Here is a 12,030-nt window from a genome sequence, read left to right as displayed (position 1 = left end):
CTAGTCTAAAAACTAGTATTAAGACTATCACTTAAATAAGTGATACTGGTTGTCTGGAGATTCAGGGGGCCAGTCTAGCTGGTTACCGCGTAGCCTGGTTTCCTATCAGATGACCAGCCAGAAAGATCGCCCAACCCAACATGAAATGCGTCTTGATGGCTCACTGCTGGATGATGGTCGCCTGAGCTATAGCCTGGAACAAAGTCTGGATGACGATAACAACCATAACAGTAGCCTGAACGCCAGTTACCGTTCACCTTATGGAACCTTCAGTGCCGGATACAGTTACGGTAATGACAGCAGCCAATACAATTACGGCGTTACCGGCGGCGTGGTTATCCATCCTCATGGCGTGACGCTCTCGCAATATCTGGGCAACGCTTTTGCGCTTATCGATGCTAACGGGGCTTCTGGCGTGAGGATACAAAACTATCCGGGGATTGCTACTGATCCCTTTGGCTATGCAGTGGTTCCTTATCTCACGACTTATCAGGAAAACCGTCTCTCGGTAGATACTACGCAGCTGCCCGATAACGTCGATCTTGAACAAACAACACAGTTTGTGGTGCCCAACAGAGGTGCAATGGTAGCGGCGCGTTTCAACGCCAATATCGGTTATCGCGTACTTGTTACAGTCAGCGATCGCAACGGTAAACCGTTGCCCTTTGGCGCTCTTGCCAGCAACGATGATACGGGGCAACAAAGTATCGTCGATGAGGGCGGCATACTATATCTCTCTGGGATATCGAGTAAATCACAAAGCTGGACTGTACGCTGGGGAAATCAGGCAGATCAACAATGTCAGTTTGCTTTTAGTACACCGGATTCAGAACCAACAACCTCTGTATTACAAGGCACAGCGCAGTGCCATTAAGGATAAAAAAATGAAAAGGGCGCCTCTTATAACAGGACTTTTGTTGATATCCACATCCTGCGCTTATGCCTCCTCAGGAGGGTGTGGAGCCGACAGCACTAGCGGTGCGACAAATTACAGCAGTGTGGTTGATGATGTTACGGTGAACCAGACAGATAACGTGACAGGACGGGAGTTTACCTCTGCAACGCTAAGTAGCACTAACTGGCAATACGCCTGTTCCTGCTCTGCGGGTAAGGCAGTTAAACTTGTCTATATGGTCAGCCCCGTACTTACCACCACTGGACATCAGACAGGATATTACAAACTCAATGACAGCCTGGATATTAAAACCACATTACAGGCAAACGACATTCCAGGACTCACAACCGACCAGGTTGTCTCTGTTAACACCCGATTCACACAGATAAAAAGCAGCACCGTATATTCTGCTGCAACCCAAACGGGTGTTTGCCAGGGTGACACGTCTCGTTATGGACCCGTTAATATTGGTGCAAATACCACCTTTACCCTGTATGTCACCAAGCCATTTCTCGGCTCGATGACCATTCCGAAAACGGATATTGCCGTCATTAAAGGCGCGTGGGTCGATGGAATGGGAAGCCCGTCTACAGGTGACTTCCATGATTTAGTCAAGTTATCGATTCAGGGAAATCTCACCGCCCCACAGTCGTGCAAAATTAATCAGGGCGATGTTATTAAAGTTAATTTTGGATTCATCAATGGTCAGAAGTTTACCACCCGCAATGCCATGCCAGACGGTTTTACTCCAGTAGACTTTGATATCACTTATGACTGTGGTGATACTTCAAAGATTAAAAACTCGTTGCAAATGCGCATCGACGGTACAACTGGGGTAGTAGACCAGTACAACCTGGTCGCCAGGCGAAGAAGTTCAGACAATGTGCCCGATGTCGGTATTCGTATTGAAAATCTCGGCGGCGGAGTTGCAAATATTCCTTTTCAGAACGGTATCCTTCCCGTTGATCCTTCCGGGCATGGCACCGTCAATATGCGCGCCTGGCCAGTTAATCTGGTCGGTGGTGAGCTGGAAACAGGAAAATTTCAGGGCACAGCCACCATTACCGTCATGGTGCGGTAAAAGAAGACGTTGCGTTTTGATTAACGCAACGCTTCGGCACTGTTACCCCTGCTGCTCCAGCGCATACTTATACAGCGCATTTTTCTTCACGCCATGAATTTCTGCGGCCAGCGCCGCCGCTTTTTTCAGCGGCAGTTCTGCCTGTAGCAGCGCCAGCGTGCGCAGGGCATCGGCGGGTAAGTCTTCTTCCTGTGCTTTATGACCTTCGACAATCAGCACCATTTCGCCTTTGCGACGGTTTTCATCTTCCTTTACCCACGCCAGCAGCTCGCCAACGGGCGCGCCGTGAATGGTTTCCCAGGTTTTGGTCAGCTCACGCGCCAGAACCACGTAGCGGGATTCGCCTAATACCGCAACGATATCTTCCAGGCTATCTAACAGACGGTGGGTAGATTCATAAAAAATCAGCGTGCGCGGCTCCGCTTCAATGGCTTTTAGCGCATCACGGCGGCCTTTTGATTTGGCAGGTAAAAAGCCTTCGTAACAGAAACGGTCAGATGGTAAACCCGCGGCGCTTAACGCAGTGATAGCAGCACACGGTCCGGGTAGCGGCACCACACGAATCCCCGCTTCACGGCAGGTACGCACCAGATGGTAGCCAGGATCGTTAATTAGCGGCGTTCCGGCATCGGAAACCAGCGCAATGTTTTGCCCCTCTTGCAGCTTTGCCAGCAGCGTTTCGGCTTTTTGTTGTTCGTTATGGTCGTGCAGCGCAAACAACCGGGCATTAATCCCAAAATGTTGCAGCAATAAACCGGTGTGACGAGTATCCTCGGCGGCAATCAGATCAACGGCCTGTAATACCTCTAACGTACGCTGGGTGATATCCGCCAGATTGCCGATTGGCGTCGGTACAATGTAAAGCTGGCCCTGAGAATTATCCGCCGATTGGTGTTGTTTCATTGTGTCGTCCGTATTGCCGATTTAATATTGAGCATTGCGTAAAAAAAATATCACTGGATACATTATGGTACCCTCAACATTTTCTCGTTTGAAAGCCGCGCGTTGTCTGCCTGTTGTTCTGGCAGCCCTGATTTTCGCCGGTTGTGGCACCCATACTCCCGATCAGTCCACTGCTTATATGCAGGGCACGGCGCAGGCTGATTCTGCCTTTTATCTTCAGCAGATGCAGCAAAGCTCTGATGATACCAGGATCAACTGGCAATTACTCGCCATTCGTGCACTGGTGAAAGAAGGTAAAACCGGGCAGGCGGTTGAGTTGTTTAACCAACTACCGCAAGAACTGAACGATTCTCAGCGTCGCGAGAAAACACTGCTGGCGGCAGAGATTAAACTGGCGCAGAAAGATTTTGCTGGCGCGCAAAACTTGCTGGCGAAAATCACACCTGCCGATTTAGAACAAAACCAGCAAGCGCGTTACTGGCAGGCAAAAATCGATGCCAGCCAGGGGCGTCCTTCCATTGATTTACTGCGCGCGTTAATTGCTCAGGAACCGCTGCTTGGCGCGAAAGAAAAACAGCAGAATATTGATGCCACCTGGCAGGCGCTCTCCTCCATGACTCAGGAACAGGCGAATACGCTGGTGATCAACGCCGACGAAAATATTCTGCAAGGCTGGCTGGATCTGCAGCGCGTCTGGTTTGATAACCGTAACGATCCCGACATGATGAAAGCCGGGATCGCCGACTGGCAGAAACGTTATCCGAACAATCCGGGCGCGAAAATGCTGCCAACGCAGTTGGTTAACGTAAAAGCGTTTAAACCAGCCTCGACCAACAAAATCGCCCTGCTGTTGCCGCTGAATGGCCAGGCAGCGGTATTTGGTCGCACTATTCAGCAAGGCTTTGAAGCCGCGAAAAATATCGGCACTCAGCCAGTGGCGGCTCAGGTAGCTGCCGCACCTGCCGCAGACGTAGCAGAACAACCTCAGCCGCAAACTGCGGATAGCGTTGCCAGCCCGGCACAAGCCTCGGTTAGCGATCTGACCGGTGATCAGCCTGCGGCCCAGCCGGTGCCTGTAAGCGCCCCGGCGACAAGCACCGCAGCGGTAAGCGCACCCGCAAATCCATCCGCAGAGCTGAAAATCTACGATACCTCATCACAACCACTTAGCCAGATCTTAAGCCAGGTTCAGCAGGATGGCGCGAGTATTGTGGTTGGTCCGTTGCTGAAAAATAACGTTGAAGAGTTGCTGAAGAGCAACACCCCGCTGAACGTACTGGCACTGAACCAGCCGGAGAATATCGAAAACCGCGTCAATATTTGTTACTTCGCGCTTTCACCGGAAGACGAAGCGCGCGATGCAGCGCGTCATATTCGTGACCAGGGTAAACAAGCGCCGCTGGTGCTGATCCCACGCAGTGCATTGGGCGATCGCGTAGCCAATGCGTTTGCGCAAGAGTGGCAGAAACTGGGCGGCGGCACCGTTCTGCAACAAAAATTTGGTTCCACCAGCGAATTACGCGCGGGTGTTAACGGCGGTTCTGGTATTGCTTTAACGGGTAGCCCGATTACTCCCAGAGCGACAACCGACTCCGGCATGACGACCAACAATCCAACGCTGCAAACCACGCCAACCGATGACCAGTTCACCAATAATGGCGGTCGTGTCGATGCGGTCTACATTGTGGCAACGCCGGGTGAAATCGCTTTTATCAAACCGATGATCGCCATGCGTAACGGTAGCCAGAGCGGTGCAACGCTGTACGCCAGTTCCCGCAGCGCACAAGGCACCGCAGGCCCGGATTTCCGACTGGAGATGGAAGGCTTGCAGTACAGCGAAATCCCGATGCTGGCAGGCGGTAATCTGCCGTTAATGCAGCAGGCGCTCAGCGCGGTGAACAACGATTATTCGCTGGCTCGCATGTATGCGATGGGCGTTGATGCCTGGTCGTTGGCAAATCATTTCTCACAAATGCGCCAGGTTCAGGGTTTTGAAATCAACGGTAATACCGGAAGTCTGACGGCTAACCCGGATTGCGTGATTAACAGGAAGTTATCATGGCTACAGTACCAACAAGGTCAGGTAGTCCCCGCCAGTTAACCACCAAACAGACCGGCGATGCGTGGGAAGCACAAGCGCGTCGCTGGCTGGAAGGCAAAGGACTGCGGTTTATCGCCGCTAACGTGAACGAGCGTGGCGGCGAGATCGATCTGATAATGCGTGAAGGCCTGACCACCGTTTTTGTCGAGGTACGCTATCGCCGCTCTGCGCTTTATGGCGGCGCGGCAGCCAGTGTGACCCGCAGCAAACAACACAAATTATTACAGACTGCCCGCTTGTGGCTCGCGCGTCATAATGGGAGTTTTGATACTGTGGATTGCCGGTTCGATGTGGTAGCCTTCACCGGGAATGAGGTTGAGTGGATTAAGGATGCCTTTAATGACCACTCATAATTAAGGTTTAAGGATTAGCGTGCAAGAAAGAATTAAAGCTTGCTTCACTGAAAGCATTCAAACTCAAATTGCGGCGGCAGAGGCGCTTCCGGATGCCATCTCCCGTGCAGCCATGACGCTGGTTCAGTCTCTGCTCAATGGCAACAAAATCCTCTGTTGTGGTAATGGAACTTCCGCTGCCAATGCACAGCATTTTGCTGCCAGCATGATCAACCGTTTCGAAACGGAGCGGCCCAGCTTACCTGCCATTGCACTAAATACTGATAATGTTGTCTTAACGGCGATTGCCAACGATCGCTTACATGATGAAGTGTATGCAAAACAGGTGCGGGCGCTGGGTCATGCGGGAGATGTATTGTTAGCCATTTCCACCCGTGGCAACAGCCGCGATATTGTTAAAGCAGTTGAAGCCGCCGTTACGCGTGATATGACCATTGTGGCATTGACCGGCTATGACGGCGGCGAACTTGCAGGTTTGTTAGGGCCACAGGATGTGGAGATCCGCATTCCTTCGCATCGTAGTGCTCGCATTCAGGAAATGCATATGCTGACGGTAAATTGCCTGTGCGATCTGATCGATAACACGCTTTTCCCTCACCAGGATGATTAAGGAGAATACATGAAGGCATTATCGCCAATCGCAGTCCTTATTTCCGCGCTGCTGTTGCAAGGTTGTGTTGCCGCTGCCGTAGTGGGTACCGCTGCTGTGGGTACCAAAGCCGCAACTGACCCACGCAGTGTCGGCACCCAGGTGGACGATGGTACCCTGGAAGTGCGCGTGAACAGCGCATTGTCGAAAGACGAACAGATTAAGAAAGAAACCCGTATTAATGTCACGGCCTATCAGGGCAAAGTGCTGCTGGTTGGGCAGTCACCAAATGCTGAACTTTCGGCTCGCGCCAAACAGATTGCTATGGGCGTAGACGGTGCCAACGAAGTGTATAACGAGATTCGTCAGGGCCAGCCGATTGGTCTGGGCGAAGCATCTAACGATACGTGGATCACCACCAAAGTGCGTTCGCAGCTCTTAACCAGCGACCTGGTGAAATCGTCCAACGTGAAAGTGACCACCGAAAACGGTGAAGTGTTCCTGATGGGGCTGGTGACTGAACGTGAAGCGAAAGCGGCGGCAGATATTGCCAGCCGGGTGAGCGGCGTAAAGCGGGTTACCACAGCGTTTACGTTTATTAAATAGCAGCCCCTTGTAATGCCTGATGCGACGCTTGCCGCGTCTTATCAGGCCTACAACGATGCAAACCGTAGGTCGGATAAGGCGTTTACGCCGCATCCGACATGTTTTCCCTCAAATCAGAACAACAGCGCCAGCCCGCCGACAATCACACCAGACACTGCCACCATCGCCCCTGTCAGCCATAAGGCTTTCGCCGGGAACGCTTTGCGCAGCATAATCAGTGACGGCAAACTCACTGCCGGGAGCGTCATCAACAATGCCAGCGCCGGAGCGGTTCCCATACCTGCCAGCATCATCGTTTGTACAATCGGAATTTCTGCTGCCGTGGGAATGACAAACAAGCATCCTGCTACCGCCATCGCCACCACCCACATCAGGCTGTTATCGACAGCACCATCGGCATGGGGGAATAACCAGACGCGTGCGGCACCCAACACCAGTACTGCAAGGATGTAAACCGGGATCGTACTCCAGAAAAGTGTCCATAGCGCCCTGCCCCAGCGGCTAAAAAAACCGCTCTGTGCTTCCGGTATGTCAATTTCGACCGGTGCCTGCGTTTGCGGTGTTTCACGCACCCATTTTTGCACCAGCGTCGCAATCAGCAACACCATCACCAGCCCGGCCACCAGACGAATCGCCGCAAAACCCCAGCCGAGGACAAACCCCATAAACACCAGCGTCGCCGGGTTTAACACCGGATTGCCCATCCAGAATGCCAGCGCACCGCCCATCGATACCTGTTGGCGACGCATTCCCGCCGCGACCGGAGCCGCACAGCAGGTACACATCATGCCCGGCAGCGAAAACAGCGTTCCCAGCAGCGTGCCGCGAAAGCGCGATTGCCCAAGCGTACGCAACAACCAGTCACGCGGGATCAGCACCTGAATCAACGAACCGAGGATCACCCCCAGCACCGCCGCTTTCCATACTGCGAGGAAATAGATCATCGCGTAATCCAACGCCGCTTGCCACGGATTAGCATCCGCCTGCGCAAGGATAGATTTACCGATACTGTGGGTTTCGGCTGCAGTAAACGCTTTGCCGTAGTAAGGTTGCCATTTCACATACCAGAGACCGGCAATGACAACGAGAAAGAAAAGCGCGGGTTTCCACCACTGAATGGGCGTTGCCGCCTGAGATGAAGACTGACCAGTCATAGCATTCCCCAGGAATAAGTTATGATAATTGAGCGCGTGAATATTACGCTCACTATCAATTCTTGGGAATAATTATTCAGCTCTTTTGCGTAATTCTGAAGAGCTTAAAATCGTCACGCCTTCATGCTCAGGCCGCATCGCCTCTGCCAGCATGACCCGCGCCACGTCTCTCGCATCAATGGATTTCCAGTTACCTGGTAACAAACGGAACAGCGGCGCAAAAAGCGTTTCGTTCATCCGCTGTTTGCTACGATCGCCCAGTAACATCGACGGGCGAGCAATGGTCAATTTCGGCCAGTTCTGGGCAATTAATGCTTCTTCCATCTCCCCTTTGACGCGGTTATAGAAAAACGGCGAGTGGGCATTGGCACCCATAGCACTGACCACCAGCATATGCTGCGCGCCCAGTCGCCGCCCGGTTAATGCGGTATCCACTACCAGCGTGTAATCGGCATGAATAAACGCCTCTTTGCTCCCCGCTTCTCGCCGCGTGGTGCCGAGACAACAAAACACAATGTCGATGGGTTCGGTGACCTGCGCCAACGCGTCACTCAGTTGCGGATCATGGGGATTAAACACCCCGGGCATATCGCCCAACGGACGTCGCGTCGGCGCAGCAATGGCGTTAACTTTCGGTTCATTAATCAACATCCGCAGCAGGTGACCGCCCACCAGCCCCGTTGCGCCTGTAATCAGTACCTGACTCATCTTCGTTCCTTTACAGAATTGTCTGCCTTGCGCTCCCCGGCTCATGCACCAGTCTTAATAGACCATGAGGTAATTATCCCCGATTGTGGAAAATTCGCCTCATCCAATGCAACAACGCGGAGGAAGCATGAGTAAGAAAATTGCCGTTTTAATCACTGATGAATTTGAAGATTCAGAATTTACTTCACCCGCAGACGAGTTCCGTAAAGCCGGACACGAAGTGATTACTATTGAAAAACAAGCGGGTAAAACGGTGAAAGGCAAAAAAGGAGAAGCCAGCGTGACCATCGATAAATCCATCGATGAAGTGACGCCAGCGGAGTTTGATGCCCTGTTGCTACCGGGTGGTCATTCACCGGATTATCTGCGTGGCGACAACCGTTTTGTCACCTTTACCCGTGATTTTGTGAATAGCGGCAAACCTGTTTTCGCCATCTGTCACGGTCCGCAGCTGCTGATCAGCGCCGATGTGATTCGGGGGCGCAAACTGACCGCAGTTAAACCGATCATTATTGATGTTAAAAATGCGGGCGTGGAATTTTACGATCAGGAAGTCGTGGTTGATAAAGATCAGCTGGTTACCAGCCGGACACCGGACGATCTGCCAGCGTTTAACCGCGAGGCGTTACGCCTGCTCGGTGCCTGAGTCGCGTAGCCAAATCATTTTTTTACCAAAGCCCAGCGTGTTGTCGGTGAATTTGATTTCATCGAGCCGGATTTCCCACACCGGGGCCGACAGCATTCTGGCAACCGGAAAGCGACGATTGTACGCCTTGCGCGCGAGGTCGCTTTCCTCACCTTCCAGCCTGCGGATCTCACCTTTAAACTGCACACCGCGAATTAACGCTACCGTTTTCGGCTGACCGTTTACCGTTCCGGCAACCGCAGCCTGCGGCCCACTCATCTGCGCGTGGCGCGTTTTTTCTTCCGTCAAAATGTAGAAGGCGACTTTCTGCGCATCAAAAAGATAAAAGGCATTAGCGCACCAGAGTTCCCCTTCCTGCTGCACACACCAGGTGACAACATGTTGTTTTGCCAGCCAACGGCTGATGGCGATGAGTGTTTCCATTGCTGTTCTCTTTTATACTGTGGGCCTGACCTTAACATGCGATGCAGACGATGACACCCTGGTTTCTTTACTTGATCCGTACCGCCGACAATAAGCTTTATACCGGGATCACCACGGATGTCGAACGCCGCTATCAGCAGCACCAAAGCGGCAAAGGGGCGAAAGCACTGCGCGGGAAAGGAGAACTGACGCTGGCGTTTTCTGCGCCAGTGGGCGACCGTTCGCTGGCACTACGGGCGGAATATCGCGTTAAGCAACTGACCAAACGGCAAAAAGAGCGTCTGGTAGCGGAAGGCGCAGGGTTTGCAGAACTGTTGAGCAGCCTGCAAACCCCGGAGATTAAAAGCGATTGAAATGCTCGTGATACTCAACCAGACCGGTTACGCCATTCAGCGCGTCATCCGCTAAACGATGTACCAGGAAGGCGCTTTCAGTGCCCGGCCAGCGGCAACGCAGATCGTGATGCGCCGCCAGTTCAAAGCCGAAACGACTGTACAGCGCCGGATCGCCCAGCGTCACCACTGCGGCATAGCCGAACTCATTAAGCGAATCGAGTCCTTCATAGACCAGTTGGCGTGCCAGCCCCTGTCCACGGTATTTTTCATCAACCGCCAACGGTGCCATGCCGACCCATTGCAGGTCTTCGCCCTGCACATCAACCGGACTAAATGCCACATAGCCAATGACCTGACCTTCGTCATCTGTCGCCACCAGCCCCAGCGTCAGAAAGCCATCTTCACGCAGATCGTGAACCAGCTTCGCTTCCGCATCACTTTCGAATGAGCGACGCAGCAGGGCATCAATACCCGGCGCATCAATGGGAATTTCTACTCGAATTAGCATGGTTCACCTACCGATGTCTGTTTGGTTTCAGGCGCGGTTTTCATTCCCGCCTCAACAAAATCCGCCAGTTGCAGCAGCATCATGCGTAAGGCTTTCGGCATTTGCTCCAGTTCAATGGCGTCCATCAGGTTTTTCACATACACCCCCAGCTCCGTATCGCCTTCAATCACCAGCCGACGCTGGAAGAAGAGCGTATCCGGATCTTGTTTACGCGCCGCAATCATCAGCAGATCGCTGGCGTCGGCACTAAAACTCACATCAGCTTGCGTGTTCTGGCTGACCACCAGTTTGCCATTCACCACCGAGGTAAACCATTGCAGGTCAATATCACGCACATGAATACTTAACCAGCGGCCTTCAAGAAACTCCAGCTCGCCATCATCCAGCGCCTGACGGAATTGCCAGCTTAAGACCTGCTCAAGAACCTGGCGTTTTAGCGCAAATGGCGTCAGTTTTACCGGTACACTCAACAGAGATGGCCCCAAATGCACAATACGGGAACGCAGTTTATCCAACACGAGTTTTACTCCCTGTTTCAACAATCATCCTATTTTGCCATATCAGAAAAATAACATAGCGGTATAAATCAACAATTCCATATGAAATTGCTGCTACCACCAATACAACTTTAACTGCCTTAAATCAAAAATTGTCGCAGCAAGGTTAACTAAAATCCCAGTTCGTTAACATTTTTGCGTTTTGATAGCGCAACCTTCAGGAAAAATTATGGAGCTGCTCTGCCCTGCCGGAAATCTCCCGGCGCTTAAGGCGGCCATCGAAAACGGCGCAGATGCTGTTTATATCGGGCTAAAAGATGATACCAATGCCCGTCACTTCGCCGGCCTTAACTTTACCGAGAAAAAATTGCAGGAAGCGGTGAGTTTTGTCCATCAACATCGCCGCAAACTTCACATCGCGATTAACACTTTTGCGCATCCGGACGGTTACGCCCGTTGGCAGCGTGCCGTGGATATGGCGGCGCAGCTGGGTGCCGACGCGCTGATCCTCGCCGACCTCGCCATGCTGGAGTACGCCGCCGAGCGTTACCCGCATATTGAACGTCATGTGTCAGTGCAGGCTTCGGCGACCAATGAAGAGGCGATTAACTTTTATCATCGCCATTTTGACGTTGCCCGCGTGGTGCTGCCGCGCGTGTTGTCGATTCATCAGGTGAAACAGCTGGCACGGGTTACTCCTGTCCCGCTGGAAGTGTTTGCTTTCGGCAGCCTGTGTATTATGTCGGAAGGCCGTTGCTATCTGTCGTCGTATCTGACGGGTGAGTCGCCCAACACTGTGGGTGCGTGTTCTCCGGCCCGTTTCGTGCGCTGGCAACAAACGCCGCAGGGGCTGGAATCCCGCCTGAACGAAGTGCTGATCGACCGTTATCAGGACGGCGAAAACGCAGGTTATCCGACGCTGTGTAAAGGGCGTTATCTGGTGGACGGCGAGCGCTATCACGCGCTGGAAGAACCAACCAGTCTCAATACCCTGGAACTGCTGCCGGAGTTAATGGCTGCGAATATTGCTTCGGTGAAAATTGAAGGCCGCCAGCGTAGCCCGGCGTATGTCAGCCAGGCGGCGAAAGTCTGGCGTCAGGCTATCGACCGTTGTAAGGCCGATCCGCAAAACTTCGTACCGCAAAGCGCGTGGATGGAGACGCTCGGGTCGATGTCCGAAGGCACGCAAACCACCCTTGGCGCGTATCACCGTAAATGGCAGTGAGAAGAG

General features: G+C 52.7%; 14 protein-coding genes and 1 pseudogene. 9 read left to right on the top strand and 6 right to left on the bottom strand.

Features of this window, described 5'->3' with window-relative positions; all coding sequences use genetic code 11:
* Window positions 1–79: 79 nt before the first annotated feature.
* Together ABZJ92_RS02815 and ABZJ92_RS02810 are read left to right on the top strand one after the other, a co-directional pair.
* Window positions 80–874, top strand: a pseudogene (locus ABZJ92_RS02815) (fimbria/pilus outer membrane usher protein); the annotation flags it as partial.
* Between the two features lie 10 nt (window positions 875–884).
* Complete coding sequence (locus tag ABZJ92_RS02810) at window positions 885–1,976, top strand: fimbrial protein (protein ID WP_000816998.1); 1,092 nt, start codon at window positions 885–887, stop codon at window positions 1,974–1,976.
* A gap of 42 nt (window positions 1,977–2,018) precedes the next feature.
* Here the strand turns inward: ABZJ92_RS02810 and rsmI are convergent, their stop codons facing one another.
* Window positions 2,019–2,879 (bottom strand): 16S rRNA (cytidine(1402)-2'-O)-methyltransferase, encoded by an 861-nt coding sequence (rsmI, locus tag ABZJ92_RS02805; protein WP_000809275.1) that lies wholly within the window; start codon window positions 2,877–2,879, stop codon window positions 2,019–2,021.
* Between the two features lie 64 nt (window positions 2,880–2,943).
* Here rsmI and lpoA point away from each other — a divergent pair, with 64 nt between their 5' ends.
* From lpoA to dolP, 4 genes are read left to right on the top strand one after another with little or no spacing between them, the layout of a single operon-like run.
* The gene (gene lpoA, locus ABZJ92_RS02800) at window positions 2,944–4,980 is read left to right on the top strand and encodes a penicillin-binding protein activator LpoA (RefSeq protein ID WP_000249126.1); all 2,037 of its coding nucleotides are present in this window, start codon (window positions 2,944–2,946) and stop codon (window positions 4,978–4,980) included.
* A complete protein-coding gene (locus ABZJ92_RS02795) occupies window positions 4,938–5,333 on the top strand; it encodes a YraN family protein (RefSeq protein ID WP_000246827.1) in 396 nt (131 codons plus the stop codon). Before lpoA ends, ABZJ92_RS02795 begins: the two co-directional genes overlap by 43 nt.
* 19 nt (window positions 5,334–5,352) lie before the next feature.
* A complete protein-coding gene (gene diaA / locus ABZJ92_RS02790) occupies window positions 5,353–5,943 on the top strand; it encodes a DnaA initiator-associating protein DiaA (RefSeq protein WP_001158034.1) in 591 nt (196 codons plus the stop codon).
* Window positions 5,944–5,952: 9 nt separating this feature from the next.
* Entirely contained in the window at window positions 5,953–6,528 is a 576-nt protein-coding gene (gene dolP, locus ABZJ92_RS02785; RefSeq protein ID WP_000646043.1) for a division/outer membrane stress-associated lipid-binding lipoprotein, read from the top strand.
* A 113-nt stretch (window positions 6,529–6,641) separates the two neighbouring features.
* Here the strand turns inward: dolP and ABZJ92_RS02780 are convergent, their stop codons facing one another.
* Entirely contained in the window at window positions 6,642–7,682 is a 1,041-nt protein-coding gene (locus ABZJ92_RS02780) for a permease (RefSeq protein ID WP_000147624.1), read from the bottom strand.
* A 72-nt stretch (window positions 7,683–7,754) separates the two neighbouring features.
* Window positions 7,755–8,390 (bottom strand): NAD(P)H-binding protein, encoded by a 636-nt coding sequence (locus ABZJ92_RS02775; RefSeq protein WP_001343556.1) that lies wholly within the window; start codon window positions 8,388–8,390, stop codon window positions 7,755–7,757.
* Between the two features lie 127 nt (window positions 8,391–8,517).
* Here ABZJ92_RS02775 and yhbO point away from each other — a divergent pair, with 127 nt between their 5' ends.
* Window positions 8,518–9,036, top strand: a complete 519-nt coding sequence (gene yhbO, locus ABZJ92_RS02770; RefSeq protein ID WP_005050810.1) for a protein/nucleic acid deglycase — start codon at window positions 8,518–8,520, stop codon at window positions 9,034–9,036.
* On the opposite strand, the gene ABZJ92_RS02765 is transcribed toward yhbO, so the two are convergent.
* Window positions 9,016–9,459, bottom strand: a complete 444-nt coding sequence (locus ABZJ92_RS02765; RefSeq protein ID WP_000449030.1) for a YhbP family protein — start codon at window positions 9,457–9,459, stop codon at window positions 9,016–9,018. The two genes, yhbO and ABZJ92_RS02765, sit on opposite strands and share 21 nt — an antisense overlap.
* A gap of 50 nt (window positions 9,460–9,509) precedes the next feature.
* On the opposite strand from ABZJ92_RS02765, the gene yhbQ reads away from it, so the two are divergent.
* Complete coding sequence (gene yhbQ, locus ABZJ92_RS02760; RefSeq protein ID WP_000189314.1) at window positions 9,510–9,812, top strand: DNA damage response exodeoxyribonuclease YhbQ; 303 nt, start codon at window positions 9,510–9,512, stop codon at window positions 9,810–9,812.
* Here yhbQ and ABZJ92_RS02755 read toward each other — a convergent pair.
* Both ABZJ92_RS02755 and ubiT read right to left on the bottom strand, forming a co-directional pair.
* Complete coding sequence (locus ABZJ92_RS02755) at window positions 9,799–10,302, bottom strand: GNAT family N-acetyltransferase (RefSeq protein ID WP_000908550.1); 504 nt, start codon at window positions 10,300–10,302, stop codon at window positions 9,799–9,801. The two genes, yhbQ and ABZJ92_RS02755, sit on opposite strands and share 14 nt — an antisense overlap.
* A complete protein-coding gene (gene ubiT / locus ABZJ92_RS02750) occupies window positions 10,296–10,820 on the bottom strand; it encodes a ubiquinone anaerobic biosynthesis accessory factor UbiT (protein ID WP_005064415.1) in 525 nt (174 codons plus the stop codon). Before ubiT ends, ABZJ92_RS02755 begins: the two co-directional genes overlap by 7 nt.
* 208 nt (window positions 10,821–11,028) lie before the next feature.
* On the opposite strand from ubiT, the gene ubiU reads away from it, so the two are divergent.
* The gene (gene ubiU / locus ABZJ92_RS02745; RefSeq protein ID WP_005050803.1) at window positions 11,029–12,024 is read left to right on the top strand and encodes a ubiquinone anaerobic biosynthesis protein UbiU; all 996 of its coding nucleotides are present in this window, start codon (window positions 11,029–11,031) and stop codon (window positions 12,022–12,024) included.
* The last annotated feature ends 6 nt before the right edge of the window (window positions 12,025–12,030 follow it).

Origin of the sequence: Shigella sp. FJ200513 (assembly GCF_040495915.1) — a bacterium.
In the GTDB taxonomy this organism is placed as follows: domain Bacteria; phylum Pseudomonadota; class Gammaproteobacteria; order Enterobacterales; family Enterobacteriaceae; genus ECMA0423.
The sequence above is the reverse complement of the archived record's forward strand: the minus strand, read 5'-3'. Positions and strand labels throughout refer to the sequence as shown.